Raw genomic sequence first — 18,227 nt, forward strand, 5'->3', positions numbered from 1 at the left:
CCGACGGAGGATCATGCTGCGCCGGCAGAGAATCATGCCGCTCCCGCAGAAGATCATGCCGCTCCCGCAGAAGATCACGCCGCCCCGGCAGAAGATCACGCCGCCCCGGCAGAAGACCATGCGGCTCCTGCAGAAGATCACGCAGCGCCTGCAAAGGATCATACTGCACCGGCGAAGGACCATGCCGCGCCTGCCGAGGATCACGCAGCACCAGCGAAGGATCATGCGGCTCCCGCAGAAGATCATGCCGCGCCTGCCGAGGATCACGCAGCACCAGCGGAAGATCACGCTGCTCCGGCGGACCATGGCGGGCAAACGGAACCCAAACCGGCACACTAAATTCCCGGCAAGAAAAAGGCGGCTCGGAGCCGCCTTTTTCAGTCTATGGAGACAGGCTCAATCCACCTTGTTGCGGCGGGCCGGGAACAGGATGACATCCCGGATCGACGGCGCATTGGTGAGCAGCATGATCAGGCGATCGATGCCAACCCCGAGACCGCCGGCCGGCGGCATGCCCTGATCGATGGCATCGAGGAATTCGTCGTCCAGCTGCTTGTCCTTTTCGCCACGCGCATGCGCCTGTTCGAGCTGCTCCACCATGCGGCGGCGCTGCTCTTCCGGATCATTGAGCTCGGAAAAGGCATTGGCGATTTCCCAGGCGTTGCAATAGCTTTCGAAACGCTCGACCAGACGCGGCTCGCCCGGCACTTCCTTGGCAAAGGGCGAGATATCCTTCGGGAAGTGCGTGACATGGCTCGGCTGGATCAGCGTGCCTTCCACCTTTTCTTCAAAGATGAAGGCCAGGCATTCGCCCCAGGTCCAGTCCTTTTCAACTTCGAAGCCGGCGGCCTTGGCAGCAGCGCGCGCTTCCTCATCCGTCTTGATGGCGAGGAAATCGATACCGGTCGCTTCCTTGACTGCATCGGGCATTGCCACGCGCTTGAACGGGCCCTTGAAATTCAGGACCTTGTCACCGAAGGCCACTTCGGTCGTGCCATAAAGCGAAAGCGCAAGCGTCTCGAGCATGCGTTCGACGAGGCCCATGATATCCTCGTAATCGGCATAGGCCCAGTAGCACTCCATCATCGTGAATTCCGGATTGTGGCGGGTGGAAACACCCTCATTCCGGAAATTGCGGTTGACCTCGAACACCTTGTCGGACAGGCCCGACACCAGCGTGCGCTTGAGATAGAGTTCTGGCGCAATGCGCAGATACATGTCCATCTTCAGCGTGTTGTGGAAGGTCTTGAACGGATCGGCCGTCGCACCGCCATAGATTGTCTGCAACATCGGCGTTTCGACTTCGAGGAAGCCCTCGCCTTCCATGAACCGGCGCACGCCCGAAAGAATCTTCGAACGCTGCAGGAAGCGCAGCTTCGATTCCTCATTGGTCATGATGTCGAGATGGCGTTTGCGGTAGCGCAGCTCGATATCGGAAACGCCATGCCACTTCTCCGGCATCGGCAGCAGCGACTTCGTCAGCATGGTGATGGTTTCGGCATTGATCGTCAGTTCGCCGCGCTTGGTGCGGCGCACCTTGCCCGTGACGCCGATGATGTCGCCAAGATCGATCAGCGGCAGAAGCTCGCGGGCTTCTTCCGGCGTCGTGTCCTTGTGGGAGAAGATCTGGATCTTGCCGGATGCATCCCTGAGATCGATGAACATGCCGGAGTTGCGCGAGGAATAGACGCGGCCCGCCACGGTCACTTCGTCAGCCGTTTCGGTATCCGGCTCGAGACCTTCATATTTCTCCGCCAGTTCCGCATTCGTCATCGTACGGTGAAAATGCGCCGGATAGACGTCACCGATCTTCTCGCGCAGAATGGCAAGCTTCTGGGCACGCACTTCGGCCGCATCGGAAGAAAGAGTGGCCTGCTGGTTCTTGGGTTCGGACATGTTTCTGGCTTTCTATCAGGCGTTGGCGGCCATGGTGGCGACGACACCAGCGGCGACCTTGAGGCGCTGGCGAACGACGGACCGGCCAAGCAGCGCCATGGAATCAAAGAGCGGCAGTGACCGCTGATTGCCGGACATGGCGACAAACAGCGGCGGGGTGACCACCTTCAGCTTCTTGCCCATCCGTTCGGCAACGGCGCGAAGCTCGGCCTCGATCGATTCGACGTTCCATTCCGGCATCTTTTCGAGATCGGTCAGGACAGCATTGATGATCTCGAGCGTTTCGGCCGGGGTGGTCTTCACACCCGCAAAGGAAGCCGGCGTCAGGCCGACATCGTTGGCAAGCAGGAAGCCGGCAAGCGAGGGCAGTTCTCCAAGCTTGGAAATGCGGCTCTGGGCCAGTTTCAGACCTTCCGTCAGGCGATCATTTTCCGATGCCCAGGTGAAGATGCGGGCGAGGAATTCCTCCGACGAGAGTTTTTCGCGCAGCCAGCGACCGTTCAGCCAATCAAGCTTCTGGACATCGAAAATCGCGCCGGCCTTGTTGAGATGGTCGGGTTCGAACTTTTCCGCCAGTTCCTCCATCGTCAGCAGTTCCTCGCCTTCGGCGATCTGGATGAAGAACAGGCCGAGGAAGTTCATCAGCGCCTCCGGCATATAGCCGAGCGCGGAATAGTAAGAGATCGAGGTCGGGTTCTTGCGCTTGGACAGTTTCGACTTGTCGGCATTGCGCATCAGCGACAGATGCATGAATTTCGGCGGTTCAAGGCCGAGATAGCGGTAGATGAGGATGTGCTTCGGCACCGAAGCCAGCCACTCTTCGCCGCGGGCAACGTGGGTGATCTTCATGAGATGATCGTCGACCACATTCGCCATGTGGTAGGTCGGCATGCCATCGGCCTTCAGCAGAACCTGCATGTCGACGGAATCCCACGGGATCGAAACATCGCCATAGACGCCGTCATGGAAATCGCAGGAACCTTCGGTCGGGATCTTCATGCGCACGACGGAGGGTTCACCGGCCGCCATGCGGCTCGTAACTTCCTCGGCCGTCAGGTTGAGGCAGTGACCGTCATAGCCCGGCGCCTTGGAGGCGGCACGCTGGGCTTCACGCATCTTTTCAAGCCGCTCGGGCGTGCAGAAGCAACGGAAGGCATGGCCATCGGCGACCATCTTCTCGACGAAGGGACGATAGATATCCTTGCGCTCCGACTGGCGGTAGGGGCCATAGGGACCACCGACATCGGGACCTTCCGACCATTCGAGCCCCGCCCATTTGAGGGCGTCGAGAACTTTCTGCTCATATTCCGGCGTCGAGCGAGTGGCATCGGTGTCTTCGATGCGCAGGATGAACTCGCCGCCCATTTTCTTGGCGAAGAGGTAGTTGAAGAGCGCGATATAGACGGTGCCGACATGCGGCTCGCCGGTCGGCGAGGGTGCGATGCGGACGCGGACGCCAGATTTGGTCATGAGCGAAAGTCCATTGAGCAACGGGCAAAACCGCCGGCCATGCGGCTCCTGGCTGGAAGCGCCGGCAGACGGAAATGCAATGAGCGTTGAAATCGACCCGGAAGGCGGAAAATTCACGGTCTGCCGGGCAATTCCGTTCGGGCTGCCTTAGGCCACATTCCCGATGGAAGGTCAAGACGAAGCTGCTTGGCGGAACCTCAAACCGGCTGGTTTCGTCCGTAGCTCTTGAGGAACATCGAAACAGCAGAACGCACCGTGCGCTCAACTTCCTCCTCGCTCGGGGGTGTCGGCATGGCACCAAAGAGCCGCGCGCGGAACAGCCCTGCCATACAGAGTTCGGCGAACTGGCGGGCGGCAATCGTACTGTCGATCCCTTCGGCCAGATCGCCCATCTTCACATGGCGGTCGATGTAGCTCACAAGCAGCATGGGACCACTGTTCGGTCCTGTCGCGAAGAAGCGGTTGGCGAGTGCCGGCATGCGGTCGATGACGCCCAGCACCATTCGCGCACCCTTGACTGCCTTGTCGGAACAGAGATGGGTCGCAAAGGTGCGCCCGAACCTGAGAAGGGTCTCTTCGAGCGGCAGATCGCCCTCCAGCGCTTCCCTGATCAGGTTCACGATTCGCATGCGGTTGCGATCGACCATCGCCGCAAACAGATCTTCCTTGTTCTCGAAATAGACGTAGAGCGTCCCCTTGGAGACCCCGGCTTCGCGGGTAATGTCGTTCATGCTGGCGGCATCGAAACCCATTCGCCAGAAGACGCATTGCGCGCCATCGAGTATCTGCTCCCGTTTGGCAGGGTCCTCACCGGCCGCCGGCCGTCGCGGAATCGCGGTGGTCGCGCCTTCGATGCTGTCACTCAACTCTGCCTCCCATGACGACTGTTAATTTATTTCGAACCATCCGGTTCGATCGCACTTGATATGCGTCATAAAAGTGAGTATGTCAAATCGAACTGAACCGTTCGGTTCGATTGATAGGCGAAAGAATTGTCATGACCAAGTCCCCCACCAATAGTGTTTCTCTTCGCCGCGTCGAATCCTCCAGCGACGGAACTTCGGAAAGCGCGACAGAAATGCCTGCGGCCGCCTCCCCTGCGGCAACCTCCGCCGAACCCGTCGCCACTTCGGCCGCTGGCGCTTCCCGTCGGCGGCCGAAGCTGGTTCTGCCCGTCATTCTTCTCGCAGCTCTCGCGGGTACCGGCTGGTACGGTTACCAATGGTGGACCGAAGGCCGCTTCATCGTTTCCACCGACGATGCCTATATCGAAGGCGACATCACCAACATCGCGCCGAAGGTCACCGGCTATGTGCGCAGCGTTGATGTGGTTGCCAACCAGCATGTGAAGGCAGGTGACCCGCTGGTGACGCTCGATGATGGCGATTACCGGATCGCGGCAGCACAGGCAGAAGCACAGATTTCCACGCAGAAGCTGGCGCTGAAGCGTTTTGACGCCCAGATCAATGCCGCCAAGGCAACGCTCGCGCAGGCCAATGCGCAGAAGGCGGCGCTTGAAGCCGTTGTCCGTGGAGCGGAATTGACTGCATCGCGTGCCAGCGAGCTCGAAGCCAAGTCCGTCGGCACGGTTGCCTCGCGCGACAATGCCCAGATCGCTCTTGATCAGGCCCGCGCCAATCTCGCCGGCGCCGAATCGAGCATTGGTGCGGCCGAGGCCAATATTGCTGTGGTGATTGCCCAGCGCGCGGAAGCCGAAAGCACCATCCATTCGCTCGAACTGCAGCTCGACAAGGCACGTCGCGATCTTTCCTTCACCGTGCTCAAGGCGCCCTTTGATGGCGTCGTCGGCAATCTCGGCGTCCAGGCTGGCGATCTTGTCACCCCCGGCCAGCGTCTGGCCGCACTGGTTCCGGTTGAGGCGCTCTATATCGAGGCCAATTTCAAGGAAACCCAGATCGCCCATGTTTCGCCGGGCGCCAAGGTGCGCGTCCATGTCGATGCGCTCGATGACGAGCCGCTCGAAGGAACGGTGGAATCAATCTCGCCGGCCTCGGGCGCAGTTTTCTCGCTGCTGCCGCCGGAAAATGCCACGGGCAATTTCACCAAGATCATCCAGCGCCTTCCGGTCCGCATCGCACTGCCGAAGGAAGCACTCGACAGCGGCAGGCTGCGCGCCGGCCTGAGCGTCGTCGTCGATGTCGACAGCCGCACAGGCACCAATCCGGTGCATGTCGCCAAGGCCGATTGAACGGCAACCCGACAGAAGGAATCGGCCCATGGCCGCCACCGCCCAGCCGACAGCCATTCCTCTTGCAGTCAAAGAGGAACCGGTTCCCGTTCGCCGTGTCATCGCCTTTTTCGCGATGGTGTTCGGCATGTTCATGTCGATCCTCGACATCCAGATCGTTTCTGCTTCGCTTGCGGAAATCCAGGCGGGTCTCAGCGCCAGCAATGACGAGATCGCCTGGGTCCAGACATCCTACCTGATCGCCGAAGTGATCATGATCCCGCTTTCGGGAACGCTGGCGCGGATTCTCTCCACGCGCGTGCTGTTTGCCGTATCCGCCGCCGGTTTCACGGCTGCGAGCGCGCTTGCGGCCACCGCCACCAACATCGATCAGATGATCATCTACCGTGCCATTCAGGGCTTTATCGGCGGCGGCATGATCCCCTCGGTCTTTGCGGCTGCCTTCACTGTCTTCCCGCCATCGAAGCGGCCTGTCGTTTCGCCCATCATCGGCCTTGTTGCCACACTGGCCCCGACGATCGGGCCGACGGTCGGTGGCTATATCTCGCATGCCATGTCCTGGCACTGGCTGTTTCTCATCAATGTCCCGGCTGGCATTCTGGTCGCGATCACCACCTGGTCGCTCATTGATTTCGACAAGCCTGAAATGAGCCTGATGAAGAAATTCGACTGGATCGGGTTGGCGGCCCTCGCCGTCTTTCTCGGCTCGCTCGAATATGTGCTGGAAGAGGGTAACGCCAAGGGTTGGCTCGATGACGGCCATATCGCGCTGGGAACGGTCGCAACGCTTCTCGGCGGCCTGATCTTCTTTCACCGCGCCTTCACCATCCCGTTTCCCATTGTCGACCTGCGTGCTTTTGCCAATCGCAACTTCGCCTTCGGCTCGATGTTCTCCTTCGTCATGGGCATCGGCATCTATGGCCTGACCTACATCTATCCGCTTTATCTCGGACGCATTCGCGGCTTCGATTCGCTGATGATCGGCGAAACGATGTTCGTTTCGGGACTGACGATGTTCCTGATGGCGCCAGTTGCCGGCATCATGTCGCGCAAGCTCGACCCGCGCGTGATGATGATGATCGGCTTTGCCGGATTTTCGCTTGGCACCTGGACGATGAGCAAGATGACCGCCGAGTGGGGCTTCGACGAACTGATCATCCCGCAGATCCTGCGCGGCGCCTCGATGATGATCGCCATGGTGCCGATCAACAATGTCGCGCTCGGCACGCTGCCGCTCGACCGTATCCGCAGCGCCTCCGGCCTCTACAACTTGACCCGCAATCTCGGTGGTGCCGTGGGTTTGGCGCTGATCAATACGGTTTTGACCCGGCAGACCCATGTGCATTACGCCCAATTGGCCGAACATGTTCATCCGGGCAATCCGGAAGCGACCGAGATGATCGCCAACCTGACGGCAAAGTACAATGCATCCGGGTTTGATGGTGCGGCCATCGCGATCAAGAAGATCTACGGCATGGCCCAACAGCAGGCCTACATGCTGTCCTTCATCGATGTCTTCGTTCTGCTGACGGGTCTCTTCGCGTCGCTGGTTCTATTGACCTTGCTCCTGACCAAGCCGAAGCCCGCGACACCGGCCATGGACAGCCATTAATGGGCGTTTCGGTAGCGATCAGTTGATGGCGGCCACAGCGAGCACCGCGTTCGAGGGTTCCATCGCAACATAATCCACTCCATCACCGATGGTGAGCGTCACGATCGCCTGGCCGCTCATATCGGTCAGGGCAACGGTTCCATCCTCGTTCTGCGTCCAGTTGCGCGCAGTCGCAAGACCGGGCCAGACGGCATCGCATTCGCTTTCGGCCTGCATACCGTTGGAGCGGAATGAAATGCGCTTGCTGCGCGTCAACAGACAGGCAGTGCCGTTCTGCATGTTGGAAATGGTAAAATCCTGGCTCTCGGATGGCGTCGTCGAGGCGGAGATGATCGGATCGATCCTGTCGGCGCCTCCGGAAAAAGCAATCCAGATGCCGGCCACAGTCACGACCGACAAAGCTGCGATGGTACGTTTTCTCATGCCCGCTCCTTCTCGAAAAGGCGACCGGTAACGGCGGTCGACACCTCGTAGGAGCATGATGCGCCCGAGAACTTAACGGAAACTTACCATCGGGCCGGAGCGTTAACCATCGGATCTGCCGGCAAACGGCGTTTCCGGAACCGGCGTGAGAGGCTGTCCCTTCTCGAACCAGGAAATCAGGTTATCGACCACAAGATCCGCCATCGCATTGCGCGTGATGACGGAAGCCGAAGCCACATGCGGCAGAAGCGAAACATTGTCGAATGTCATGAGCGCGGATGGCACATGCGGTTCGTCTTCGAACACATCGAGGCCGGCGCCGGCAATCACCTTGCGGGAAAGCGCGTCGATCAGATCGTCCTCGCTGACCGTCCAGCCGCGTCCCACATTGATGAGGACGCCGTTGCTGCCGAGCCGTTCCAGGATATCGCGGTTGATCGTCTGGCGCGTCTCCGGCGTTTTCGGCACGATGCAGATCAGCGTATCGACGGCCTCCGCAAGCGCTGCGAGCGAGGGATAATGCGTGTAATTGACATCCGGGCGCTGCGAGCGGGTGTGATAGCTGATCCTGACATTGAACGGTTCGAGTCGACGCGCGATCTGCAATCCGATCCGGCCTAGACCATAAAGCCCGACATGACGACCGCGCAGGGACAGAGGCGACAGGCGGAAGGATCCTGTCTTTTCCCATTCGCCTGCGCGCAGCCAGTTCTCCGCCTGCGGCAGAAGCCGGATCGTGTTGAGCAGCAGGCCGATGGTGGTATCGGCAACCTCCTCATCGAGCACATCCGGCGTATTGGTGACGATCACGCCATGCTGGGCGGCATGGCGCGCATCGACGCCATCATAGCCGACGCCGAAATTGGCGACGATCTTCAAGTTCGGCAGCGCATCGATCATGGCAGCCGGCATGGCGTTGAAGGAGGCCAACCCTACGACCTTTGCCGCAATCTCGGGTGTGACGAGGGACGGGTCTGGCTTCGCAATCTCGATGATCTCGAACCGTTCGGCGACCCTCTGGCGGACACGCGGATGAACCCGGCCAATCAGAAGAATGGTGGTCATGGATGCTCCCTCAGCGGCGCGGTTTCAAAGGCCCGGTCGATTGACGGATTCGCATCTCGGGCTTGATCAGATGCAGGCCATCCGGGTCATGGCTTCCCGCGAGCCTATCGAGCAAGGCCCGCGCTGCCAGACGGCCGACCTCCGACTGACCGTTCCAGACGGTCGTCAGCGCCGGCGTGGCAATCGACGCCTCCTCGAGATCGTCATAACCGGTGACGGAAATATCGACGCCCGGAACAAGGCCGGCGCGCGCGATCCCGTTCATCAGGCCGATCGCAACCAGATCGTTCCAGCAAACAGCCGCCGTCGGCTTCTGCGGCAGCGACAGGAAGTGAACCGCCGCCTCGAAACCGCCCTGCCTTGTCCGGGGTCCCGGAATGCGCAGATCGGGCAGCACTTCGATATCGGCCTTGCGCAGGGCGTTCACGTAACCCTGATAGCGATCGCGCCCGGTCGATGTCTGATCCGTGCCGCCCACCATGGCAATGACCTTGTGGCCGAGCGAAATCAGGTGATTGGTCGCAAGCGAGATCCCGTAACTGTCGTCACCCCGGAAACCGGGCAAGGTGACGCCATCGATCGTACGGGCAACGAGAATGACGGGCATGCCGTTCTCCTCTGCCAGTTCCAGATCTTCAGGCGGCGACCCGATGGCCGGCGACATGATGATGCCATCGCCACCGAGCTGCAGCATCGTCTCGATGAAATTCCGCTGTTTTTCGACCGAATCGTAATGGTTCGAGAGAATGAACGTATACTGGCTGCGATCGAGTTCGCTTTCGATCGCCTTCAGGATTTCGCCATAGAACGGGTTCATGATGTCATGCACGATGACGCCGATGATCCCGGAACGCGATGTTCTGAGGCTGGCCGCGCGGCGGTTATAGATATAGCCCAACGCGCGCGCCTGTTCCTTGATGCGGTCACGCGTCGATACGGCGACCAGCGGACTATCGCGAAGCGCAAGCGAAACGGTCGCTGTGGAAACGCCAAGCGTTTCGGCGATCGTCGACAACTTCACCTTCTGGGCCATTCACTCTCCCCTTTCGGCAGGTTGCCCATGTTCCTTGCGAACAATCTGCACTCCTGCCGTCTCCCTGAAACAATTGAGGTATCACAATTGCTTGAAGCCGCAACTATCACACCCGTCATCTTTGTCTTTATTCACCAAAACCGTCCTCGACACCCGGTTTTCCGGCCATGTTGCGGTTGATCCGACGCAAAATCCTCCCGAATTGCCGGATTTCCTTCTCGCTTAAACCTTCGAAGGCCATTGCCTCGGTAGCCTTGGTGGCAAGCTGGATAGCGGCGACATGCTTGCGCCCCTCCTCGGTCAGCGCCGCACGCACGAGACGCCCATCGGCGACGCCGGGAAGCTTGCGCACGAAACCCTGCGCCTCCATGCGCGAAAGGGTCCGGGTCATGGTGGGCGGCTTGACGCCCAGCCGCGTGGCTATCTGGCCGGCTGTCAGCCCTTCCTCGCCATCGAGGGCAAGAATCACGCCGTCCTGTCCGGCATAGAGGCCGCTATGAACCAGCGAGTTGGTAAGAAAGGTGCGCATGGAGCGGGCCGAACGGGTCAGGTCGCTCAGAAGCTCGCCGGGAACCGGACCATCCTTGGCCTTTTCCGCTTCCGGCTTCTCCTTGGCGGACTTGTCGCGCTTTTTCTGCTTGTCCTTCTTTGCCATTCCCGTCCCGGCGCTTTGATTTAAATTTTTAAATTATGTATGCGTAAGGACGCGACCGAAGGCAAGGGGAGAGTTGCAAATGAACGGACCGGAACCATTCGCAACCGCAAATATGACCATCGCCGTGCTGCCACTGGGTGCCCACGAATATCATGGCCCGCACCTGCCGCTCGAAACCGACACGATCATTGCGGAAGGCATTGCGACACGGCTTGCAAAGTCCTTGCCGGCCGATCTGCCCATGCTTTTCCTCGAAGCCGATCCGATTGGCTATTCGATCGAGCATTCGGACAGACCTGGAACCCGCTCGCTTTCCTATCGGCAAGCCATCGAAGGATGGCTCGACATTGCCGAAAGCCTGAATGAAAGCGGCATCCGCAAGCTACTGCTGCTCAATGCCCACGGCGGCAATTCACCCTTGCTGACGGTGGTGGCAACAGAAGCGCGCGTGCGTTTCAACATGCTGTGCGTGGCCACCCACTGGGCGCGGTTCGGCATCGATCCCGCGATCGTTTCGCCCGCCGACAAGGCTTTCGACATCCATGGCGGCGCCATCGAGACATCGGTGATGCTGGCGCTCGCTCCCGATCAGGTCGACATGGGCAAGGCACGGGATTTTCCATCCGAACAAGAGGTCTTCGCGCGCGAGTTCAAGCATCTGAGAGCCTACGGACCGCACGCCTTCGGCTGGATGATGCGCGACCTCAACCCGGATGGCGCTGCAGGCCATGCCAGCCGGGCGAGCGCTGCAAAGGGGGAAAAACTGATCGCCGATGCTGTGAACGGCCTGGTGGAACTGGTGGGTGATATGGCTCGCTTCGATCTGTCCCGGCTGCATCCGGTCGACCGGACAGAACCCTCCGAAACATGAAAGACCGACTGCCCCACCGGTCGAAATCTTCTGCTGCCACGTTTGATCTCACCGGCATGATCTCCTATATGAGGACGATCTTCATCCGGACGCAGTGACGCCCGCCTTTGCATCGAGGCCATCATGACCGATACCGCTCAACAAAAGCCCATTCCCGTAACCGTGCTGACCGGCTATCTCGGCGCCGGCAAAACGACATTGCTCAACCGAATCCTTACGGAAAACCACGGCAAGCGCTATGCGGTGATCGTCAACGAGTTCGGCGAGATCGGCATCGATAATGATCTGATCGTCGAATCCGACGAAGAAATCTACGAAATGAACAATGGCTGCATCTGCTGCACCGTGCGCGGCGACCTGATCCGCGTGGTCGAAGGCCTGATGCGCCGCCCCGGCCGCTTCGATGCCATCATCGTCGAGACGACCGGCCTTGCCGATCCGGTGCCGGTGGCCCAGACCTTCTTCATGGATGACGATGTCCGCTCCAAGACCCAGCTCGATGCCGTTGTGGCTCTGGTGGACGCCAAGCATCTGCCGCTGCGCCTCAAGGATAGCCGCGAGGCGGAAGACCAGCTCGCCTTTGCCGATGTGGTTCTGATCAACAAGACCGATCTCGTCGAACCCGCCGAGGTCAAACGCATCGAAGACATTGTTCGCGTGATCAACCCCTCGGCCCGGATCTATCATACCCAGCGCTCCAATGTGGACCTTTCGAAGATCCTCGATGTCGGCGCCTTCGATCTCGAACGCGCGATGGAAAACGATCCGCATTTCCTCGAACATGGCCATGAAGACCATGCCTGCGGTCCCGATTGCGACCATCATCATCACGATCATGACCATCATCACCACGATCACGACCACCATGATCATGATCACCACCATCATGACCACGATCATCACCACCATGACCATGCGCCGGCTGCGATCCATGACGTTACGGTTCAGTCGATCTCGCTGCGCGGTGGCGAGATGAACCCGAAGAAGTTCTTCCCCTGGATTGAGAAGATCACCCAGATTCAGGGCCCGAACATCCTTCGCCTCAAGGGCATCATCGCCTTCGAACAGGATGACGAACGCTACGTCGTCCAAGGCGTCCACATGATCATCGAAGGCAATCACCAGCGCCCGTGGAAAGAAGGCGAGAAGCGCGAAAGCCGCCTCGTCTTCATCGGCCGCGAACTCGACCGCAAGAAGATCGAGGAAAGCTTCAAGGCCTGCGAGGCGGCTTGACCGAAACCTGGTCTTCCAGAGGCATTTCGACGCGGCGATGGACGCCGCTTGCAGACCTCCGCGACACGAGCTTGTGGCGGGGGGATGTCATTCGTTTGCCGCACCATCCTGAAATCGGCCCGGATTCGCGGCCCGTCGATCTCTTGATCTATGAACTCTGGGGGTACGATCAAAAGCTCGGCTTGATGATTACCAAAGGCTACAAGGCCGGGATGCCGCTCTTCTATGCACCGAAGGAAAGTCAGGGCGAAGGCAAATTATCGCTTGAAACGTCATGGCTTCACGCTAATTGGAACAAGTGGTTCGTCTACAATTATGAACTTGATGAGAATGAAAATCCTGTGCCGATGCCGATGACCGGAACCTTGGTCAGGCGGAATTCTCGGCCCGCACCAAGGTTGAATGTCTGATGCCCACCGTCGCCCCGCTTGACCTCGAAGGCCATGTGCTGGCCGCGCATTTTCTCGATGAGACACCCTTTTTCGTCGCCTCGTCCGGCGAGATCCACCGTCTCGACATGGGTCACAAGACTGAGGCGGCGCATCAGGGCATTCTCGCAACGGCACTGGACAGCGCGACCAACTCGTTTCTGACAGGAGGCGAAGACGGCAAGATCAACCGCATTTCGGCGGATGGCAGCGTCAAGCTCGTTGCCGAAGCGCCGCGCAAATGGATCATGGCGGTTGCCGCCGGTCCTTCGGGCGCGGTGGGCTTTGCCCATGGCAAGACCGCAACCGTCGTCACCAGCGATGGCAAAGCGCGCGATTTCACCGAAGAACGGACGATCGAAGGCCTGGCCTTTGCCCCGAAGGGTCTGCGCGTCGCACTGGCCCGTTATAATGGTGTGACCCTGCAATGGGTGGCAACCAATGGCGCTCCGGTCGATCTCGATTGGAAAGGCGCTCACAATCAGGTGACCTTCTCGCCCGATGGCCGGTTTCTGGTCACTGCCATGCAGGAGAATGCGCTGCATGGCTGGAAGCTCGATGGCAAGCCCGGCGAAGAAGCGCGCCACATGCGCATGACCGGCTACCCGGCCAAGATCAAGTCGACGTCCTGGTCGGTCAAGGGCAAATGGCTCGCATCCTCGGGCGCGCCAGCGGCCATCGTCTGGCCCTTTTCCGCCAAGGACGGCCCGATGGGCAAAGCGCCGCTCGAACTCGGCACCCGCGCCAACATCATGGCGACCAGCGTCGCCTTCCATCCGAACGAAGAGGTTCTCGCCATCGGCTATATCGACGGCATGATCCTCGGTGTTCGGCTGGCCGACGAGAAGGAAGCGCTGTTGCGTCGCCCCGGAAAGGGCGCCATCACCTCCATGAGCTGGTCGAAATCCGGCAAGCGCCTCGCCTTTGCCTCCGAAGCCGGCGATTGCGGCGTCATCGATATCAGCGCCTGAACCAACACCATCAATTCATCGGCGCCGGCTCAAGAAAACCGATCATCGCACCAGCCGGATCGCTGACAATCGCAATCCAGCCGGTCCCCGGGATCTGGAAGGGCTCGCGCTCGACCACACCGCCGGCCACGGTCGCGGTCTGGATGGCCGAACGGATGTCGTCAACGGCAAGGTAAGCAAACCAGTCGTTGCTCCCGGCCTGATCCGCCGGCCAGGCCATCAGGCCAGCGACCGGAACCGTCTCGCCCGTAACGAAGGCCAGCGTATAGGAGCCATCGTCCATCGGCATGTCCTGATAGGTCCATCCGGCAACGCTGGCGTAAAAGGCTTTGGCGGCCTCGAGATCAGCCGTCATCAGTTCATTCCAGGCAAAGGTTCCATGTTTCTGCATCATCGTCTCCTCGGGTTGCACACATAAGAACATAGAGTGAACATATGCGCAAGCCTTGGCCCGATGGACCGGAGATTCCGGTTGATGTTGGCAATGCTTCCGATATCTTCATCGGGGGCAAACGGAGTGGGGCATGCGACAGTCTTTGCTGAGGATGCTGGTGATCGGCGCAAGTCTTGCCTTATCCGGCCCTGCTTCGTCCGAAGCGGCCGATGTCGAGTTCAACAATCCCGACAAGGCCGTCAATGCCTATGGGATCACCACCTATCTCGATCTTGCCAAGCGCTTCGTGCCTGACATCAAGTCGGTGGAGAATGGCTATGTCGGCAAGACCCGAACAAAGATCCGCCATATCGGCGGTGCGGAATTCGAGAGCAAGGACGCCGACAGTTACGGGCTGTTCGATATCGCATCCACGATCATGAACGCCGATGGCAAGAAACGCCGCCTCGTGCTGTTCGATTTCGCCCAGGCGGCAGATGCAGCACAGGGTCTTGCAGTTCTCGCACTCTATGACGCCGGGATCAGAAACGACTTTCTCGATGCCGTCGATGTCGGGTTCGATGAAAGCACCTATTTCTTTGACCAGGCGACGCTCTCGGTGGCGGATGGTTCGGATGTGATCCTCACCATGAGTTCGCATTTCAACTCCAACCAGTCCTACAACAGCTATTCGATGCTGCTGGTCCGCAACGACCGGATCGAACATATCGATACGATTCCGCTTCTGAGTGACCGGACCTGTGCGGCGGAGCACAATCAGGAAATCCGCTTTGCATCCAACCCGGCCAAGGCCAGGCCCTATGCACCGATCACGGTTTTTGTGACCGATATGATCACACCAACCGGCGAGGATTGTGGAAGCGAAGTCCCGCCGCAGGAAGCCAGGGGCGAAATCAGGGTCACCTACAGTTGGGACGAGGCCACAAAAGCCTACCGACCGGATTCCGATGCTTTGAAAAAGCTCGCGGTCGAAAACGGTAACCGTTTCTGACGCCAAGTGCGCCTTGCAGACAAGACATGCGTTACACGCACTCGACAAGAGGCCGTTTGCACATTAATAAGGCGGCCAGACTTGGGCCGCGCCTCGCGCCCGTTCCGTCAGATGGCATGGTCTCCTTGCCCAATCTGCACCATCCGAAAGAGCAAGAATGAACAATTATGAAGGCATTGAGCCGGCCCTTGCCGTCGCGCTCGAAAAACGCGGTTATTCCGAACTGACTCCGGTTCAGACGGCCATGCTGGATCCGGCGCTCGTTGACGCCGACGCACTCGTATCAGCCCAGACCGGTTCGGGAAAGACCGTGGCTTTCGGCCTCGCGCTCGCACCCACGCTTCTGGCCGGACGCCAGAGGTTCGATCGCCCCGGTTCTCCCTTCGCACTGGTGATCGCGCCCACGCGTGAACTGGCGCTGCAGGTGCAACGCGAACTCGAATGGCTCTACGAAAAGACCGGCGCCACCGTCGCTTCCTGTGTCGGCGGCATGGATATCCGCACCGAGCGGCGCGCGCTTGAACGCGGCGCCCATATCGTCGTCGGCACACCGGGCCGCCTGCGCGACCATATCAGCCGCGAAGTCCTCGATCTCAGCCAGATCATGGCTGTCGTCCTCGACGAGGCCGACGAGATGCTCGATCTCGGTTTCCGCGAAGATCTCGAGTTCATTCTCGAGGCAGCGCCGGAAGATCGCCGGACGCTGATGTTCTCGGCGACCGTCTCCAAATCCATCGCACGCCTGGCCGAAAGCTATCAGCGCGATGCCGTTCGCATCTCCACCCAGAGCGAGCAGAAGCAGCATGGCGATATCGAGTATCGCGCCCTTGTTGCTGCCCCGAATGATCGCGACCATGCCATCATCAATGTTCTGCGCTTCTATGAGGCGAAGAACGCCATCGTCTTCTGCAACACGCGCGCGGCAGTGAACCATCTGACGGCGCGGCTCAACAACCGCGGCTTCACGGTTGTTGCACTCTCGGGCGAACTCAGCCAGTCGGAACGCACGCATGCGCTACAGGCCATGCGCGACGGTCGTGCCCGTGTCTGTATTGCCACCGATGTGGCAGCCCGCGGCATTGATCTGCCCAACCTCGAACTGGTCATCCATGCCGATCTGCCGACCAATCCCGAAACCCTGCTGCATCGCTCGGGCCGAACCGGACGCGCCGGTCGCAAGGGCGTGAGCGCACTCGTCGTGCCGACAAGCCAGAAACGCAAAGCAGAACGGTTGCTCCAGGCGGCATCGCTCAACGCCGAATGGGCAAGCCCACCGAGCGCCGACGATGTCAATCTGCGCGACAATGAGCGCCTGATGCAGCATGAGGCTTTTTCCGCCAGTGTCGAAGAGGATGAAGCCGATCTCGTGGCACGCCTCATCGAAACCCATGGCGCCGAGAAGATCGCAGCAGCTTTTGTCCGCCAGTATCGGCTTGGCCATTCTGCTCCCGAAGATCTCTCTGATGTGAGCTATGTGCTGAACGGCCCGAAAGCACGCCCGGAACGCGCACCGCGCACCGAGAGCAGCCGCGACCACAACGAGGATTTCGGTCGTTCGGTCTGGGTTTCGCTGTCGGTCGGCCGCAAGCAGAATGCGGAACCGCGCTGGCTCATCCCGGTTCTTTGCCGCTCGGGCAACATTACCAAGAGCGCCATCGGCCAGATCAAGATGATGCAGGAAGAAACCTTCGTGCAGCTGACAGAAGATGGCGCGGAAACCTTCCTCATGGCGATCGGTCCGCAGCGCACGCTGGACCGCGGCATGCGCGTGACCCTTCTGGACCAGGCACCGGATTTCTCGTCGGCAGGCCGTTCGTCGGCACCGCGTTTCTCCGACAAGCCTGCCTTCCAGGATCGCAAGCGCAGCAACGATCGGCCCTCGCGTGATTTCCAGGATCGGCCGCCGCGCGAAAAGAGCGACTTCAAGAAGAAGTTCAACGAACCCGCGAGCGATTTCGGTGCAGCCGCTCCGAAGAAGAAAAGCCGCAAGGCAGATTACGCCGCTGCAGCGGGCTCCTACGATCAGCCATCACGCGATCGTTTCGCCGACAAGCCGCCGCGCGAGCAAGCTCCGCGTGACAAGGGAAAGCCAGCCGGCAAATCCTGGGGCAAGCCTGGCGGTCGTCCGGATCAACCGACCGGAAGCGATCGCCCGCGCAAGAAGAAGACCGGCAAGCCGAACGGCTGAATGGTGGATATGCCACCCCCAATGCTCTCAGCAGACAGGGGTGGCCACAATCAACGATGAGTTCATGCCAGAACCATATGCGGCCGGCCGTTCGAGGTCTTTTCGACGGTACGGCCGTCTTCGTCGAGCGTCACGGTGACCCGCTTGCGATAAGCTGAAAAGCTCTCGAAGGTCACGACATCGACGGGCTCGTCGAAATCGAATGTCACCCGATACTTGCCGTGAACGCTGGTCAAGGCCTGAATGGCGATGATCTCGCCGGTGAAGGCCTGGCCGAGATAATGACCGGACACTTTCGAGCCGATCGCCAGAACCGGCTTCGGTGGCCGATTGCCGACAGCGGCATGCAACGTGTTCCAGTCGCGGAAGCCGAACTGGCCGGCAAGCAATTCCAGCGCCTTGGAGTGGTTGATCTCGGAACCCTGTCGGGCAAGCGTTTCTCGCAGGCGTTTTGCCTGCTCTTTCAATGCTTCCAGTGAAGGAAGCGTGGCCATGTGAGCCATAACGATCCTCTTTCCGGCATTCGCAACTGAGATATTGGGGCCCGCATTGCCAATGACCGGAATGCCATCGAGATGGAACAGATCCGAAATTGGGAAACTTCACCATGTCCTTAAGGACTGCGAGCGGCAGGGGTTTCCGTCCCTGCCGCTCACATAGGGGTTCAGAGCGATTTTGTCAAATTATGCTCAGAACGGGTAATGCTGGTTGGGATCTTCGATTGTGATCCAGCGGAGTTCTGTGAACTCGTTGATGGCAGCCTTGCCGCCGAAACGTCCATAGCCGGA

Annotated in this window: 18 protein-coding genes; 8 read left to right on the forward strand and 10 right to left on the reverse strand. The window is 59.8% G+C overall.

What is annotated here, in order from left to right; genetic code table 11:
• The 4 genes from Q4481_RS15840 to Q4481_RS15855 form a co-directional block, all read right to left on the reverse strand.
• Positions 1–334 (reverse strand): hypothetical protein (locus tag Q4481_RS15840; RefSeq protein ID WP_304377377.1); only part of this gene is annotated, 334 nt, incomplete at its 3' end.
• 62 nt (positions 335–396) lie between these two features.
• Positions 397–1,896: a lysine--tRNA ligase gene (lysS, locus tag Q4481_RS15845; protein WP_304377378.1), complete on the reverse strand. Its 1,500-nt coding sequence runs from the start codon at positions 1,894–1,896 to the stop codon at positions 397–399.
• A gap of 15 nt (positions 1,897–1,911) precedes the next feature.
• A complete protein-coding gene (gene gltX, locus Q4481_RS15850; protein WP_304377379.1) occupies positions 1,912–3,366 on the reverse strand; it encodes a glutamate--tRNA ligase in 1,455 nt (484 codons plus the stop codon).
• A 197-nt stretch (positions 3,367–3,563) separates the two neighbouring features.
• Positions 3,564–4,232, reverse strand: a complete 669-nt coding sequence (locus tag Q4481_RS15855) for a TetR/AcrR family transcriptional regulator (RefSeq protein ID WP_304377380.1) — start codon at positions 4,230–4,232, stop codon at positions 3,564–3,566.
• Positions 4,233–4,363: 131 nt separating this feature from the next.
• On the opposite strand from Q4481_RS15855, the gene Q4481_RS15860 reads away from it, so the two are divergent.
• Both Q4481_RS15860 and Q4481_RS15865 read left to right on the forward strand, forming a co-directional pair.
• On the forward strand, positions 4,364–5,575 hold the full coding sequence (locus Q4481_RS15860; protein ID WP_304377381.1) for an HlyD family secretion protein: 1,212 nt from the start codon (positions 4,364–4,366) through the stop codon (positions 5,573–5,575).
• A 28-nt stretch (positions 5,576–5,603) separates the two neighbouring features.
• Entirely contained in the window at positions 5,604–7,187 is a 1,584-nt protein-coding gene (locus Q4481_RS15865; RefSeq protein WP_304377382.1) for a DHA2 family efflux MFS transporter permease subunit, read from the forward strand.
• A gap of 18 nt (positions 7,188–7,205) precedes the next feature.
• Here the strand turns inward: Q4481_RS15865 and Q4481_RS15870 are convergent, their stop codons facing one another.
• The 4 genes from Q4481_RS15870 to Q4481_RS15885 form a co-directional block, all read right to left on the reverse strand.
• The gene (locus tag Q4481_RS15870) at positions 7,206–7,610 is read right to left on the reverse strand and encodes a hypothetical protein (protein ID WP_304377383.1); all 405 of its coding nucleotides are present in this window, start codon (positions 7,608–7,610) and stop codon (positions 7,206–7,208) included.
• 102 nt (positions 7,611–7,712) lie between these two features.
• Positions 7,713–8,675 carry a 2-hydroxyacid dehydrogenase gene (locus Q4481_RS15875; RefSeq protein ID WP_304377384.1) on the reverse strand — a complete coding sequence of 321 codons (963 nt, stop codon included), beginning with the start codon at positions 8,673–8,675 and terminating at the stop codon, positions 7,713–7,715.
• Positions 8,676–8,685: 10 nt separating this feature from the next.
• The gene (locus Q4481_RS15880) at positions 8,686–9,708 is read right to left on the reverse strand and encodes a LacI family DNA-binding transcriptional regulator (RefSeq protein ID WP_304377385.1); all 1,023 of its coding nucleotides are present in this window, start codon (positions 9,706–9,708) and stop codon (positions 8,686–8,688) included.
• 127 nt (positions 9,709–9,835) lie between these two features.
• The gene (locus Q4481_RS15885) at positions 9,836–10,363 is read right to left on the reverse strand and encodes a MarR family winged helix-turn-helix transcriptional regulator (protein ID WP_304377386.1); all 528 of its coding nucleotides are present in this window, start codon (positions 10,361–10,363) and stop codon (positions 9,836–9,838) included.
• A 79-nt stretch (positions 10,364–10,442) separates the two neighbouring features.
• Here Q4481_RS15885 and Q4481_RS15890 point away from each other — a divergent pair, with 79 nt between their 5' ends.
• The 4 genes from Q4481_RS15890 to Q4481_RS15905 all read left to right on the forward strand — a co-directional run bounded on the left by Q4481_RS15890 (position 10,443) and on the right by Q4481_RS15905 (position 13,866).
• Positions 10,443–11,234 (forward strand): creatininase family protein, encoded by a 792-nt coding sequence (locus Q4481_RS15890; protein ID WP_304377387.1) that lies wholly within the window; start codon positions 10,443–10,445, stop codon positions 11,232–11,234.
• Positions 11,235–11,357: 123 nt separating this feature from the next.
• Positions 11,358–12,467, forward strand: a complete 1,110-nt coding sequence (locus Q4481_RS15895; protein ID WP_304377388.1) for a CobW family GTP-binding protein — start codon at positions 11,358–11,360, stop codon at positions 12,465–12,467.
• Positions 12,464–12,877 (forward strand): Imm45 family immunity protein, encoded by a 414-nt coding sequence (imm45, locus tag Q4481_RS15900; protein ID WP_304377389.1) that lies wholly within the window; start codon positions 12,464–12,466, stop codon positions 12,875–12,877. Before Q4481_RS15895 ends, imm45 begins: the two co-directional genes overlap by 4 nt.
• Complete coding sequence (locus tag Q4481_RS15905; RefSeq protein WP_304377390.1) at positions 12,877–13,866, forward strand: WD40 repeat domain-containing protein; 990 nt, start codon at positions 12,877–12,879, stop codon at positions 13,864–13,866. Before imm45 ends, Q4481_RS15905 begins: the two co-directional genes overlap by 1 nt.
• Positions 13,867–13,876: 10 nt before the next feature.
• Here Q4481_RS15905 and Q4481_RS15910 read toward each other — a convergent pair whose 3' ends face one another.
• Entirely contained in the window at positions 13,877–14,257 is a 381-nt protein-coding gene (locus Q4481_RS15910) for a VOC family protein (RefSeq protein ID WP_304377391.1), read from the reverse strand.
• Between the two features lie 133 nt (positions 14,258–14,390).
• On the opposite strand from Q4481_RS15910, the gene Q4481_RS15915 reads away from it, so the two are divergent.
• Positions 14,391–15,251 (forward strand): hypothetical protein, encoded by an 861-nt coding sequence (locus Q4481_RS15915; protein WP_304377392.1) that lies wholly within the window; start codon positions 14,391–14,393, stop codon positions 15,249–15,251.
• Between the two features lie 157 nt (positions 15,252–15,408).
• A complete protein-coding gene (locus Q4481_RS15920; RefSeq protein ID WP_304377393.1) occupies positions 15,409–17,439 on the forward strand; it encodes a DEAD/DEAH box helicase in 2,031 nt (676 codons plus the stop codon).
• Between the two features lie 62 nt (positions 17,440–17,501).
• Here Q4481_RS15920 and Q4481_RS15925 read toward each other — a convergent pair whose 3' ends face one another.
• Positions 17,502–17,942: a glyoxalase superfamily protein gene (locus Q4481_RS15925; protein WP_304377394.1), complete on the reverse strand. Its 441-nt coding sequence runs from the start codon at positions 17,940–17,942 to the stop codon at positions 17,502–17,504.
• Positions 17,943–18,227 lie beyond the last annotated feature (285 nt).

This window comes from Fluviirhizobium alvei, from assembly GCF_030551875.1.
Taxonomy (GTDB): Bacteria; Pseudomonadota; Alphaproteobacteria; order Rhizobiales; family Rhizobiaceae; genus Rhizobium_E; species Rhizobium_E alvei.

Bases quoted from the DNA above. Each gene is read 5' to 3' on its own strand.
- lysS (WP_304377378.1), bottom strand. From the start codon at position 1,896: ATGTCCGAACCCAAGAACCAGCAGGCCACTCTTTCTTCCGATGCGGCC.
- gltX (WP_304377379.1), bottom strand. From the start codon at position 3,366: ATGACCAAATCTGGCGTCCGCGTCCGCATCGCACCCTCGCCGACCGGC.
- Q4481_RS15860 (WP_304377381.1), top strand. From the start codon at position 4,364: ATGACCAAGTCCCCCACCAATAGTGTTTCTCTTCGCCGCGTCGAATCC.
- Q4481_RS15865 (WP_304377382.1), top strand. From the start codon at position 5,604: ATGGCCGCCACCGCCCAGCCGACAGCCATTCCTCTTGCAGTCAAAGAG.
- Q4481_RS15870 (WP_304377383.1), bottom strand. From the start codon at position 7,610: ATGAGAAAACGTACCATCGCAGCTTTGTCGGTCGTGACTGTGGCCGGC.
- Q4481_RS15875 (WP_304377384.1), bottom strand. From the start codon at position 8,675: ATGACCACCATTCTTCTGATTGGCCGGGTTCATCCGCGTGTCCGCCAG.
- Q4481_RS15880 (WP_304377385.1), bottom strand. From the start codon at position 9,708: ATGGCCCAGAAGGTGAAGTTGTCGACGATCGCCGAAACGCTTGGCGTT.
- Q4481_RS15885 (WP_304377386.1), bottom strand. From the start codon at position 10,363: ATGGCAAAGAAGGACAAGCAGAAAAAGCGCGACAAGTCCGCCAAGGAG.
- Q4481_RS15890 (WP_304377387.1), top strand. From the start codon at position 10,443: ATGAACGGACCGGAACCATTCGCAACCGCAAATATGACCATCGCCGTG.
- Q4481_RS15895 (WP_304377388.1), top strand. From the start codon at position 11,358: ATGACCGATACCGCTCAACAAAAGCCCATTCCCGTAACCGTGCTGACC.
- Q4481_RS15905 (WP_304377390.1), top strand. From the start codon at position 12,877: ATGCCCACCGTCGCCCCGCTTGACCTCGAAGGCCATGTGCTGGCCGCG.
- Q4481_RS15910 (WP_304377391.1), bottom strand. From the start codon at position 14,257: ATGCAGAAACATGGAACCTTTGCCTGGAATGAACTGATGACGGCTGAT.
- Q4481_RS15915 (WP_304377392.1), top strand. From the start codon at position 14,391: ATGCGACAGTCTTTGCTGAGGATGCTGGTGATCGGCGCAAGTCTTGCC.
- Q4481_RS15920 (WP_304377393.1), top strand. From the start codon at position 15,409: ATGAACAATTATGAAGGCATTGAGCCGGCCCTTGCCGTCGCGCTCGAA.
- Q4481_RS15925 (WP_304377394.1), bottom strand. From the start codon at position 17,942: ATGGCTCACATGGCCACGCTTCCTTCACTGGAAGCATTGAAAGAGCAG.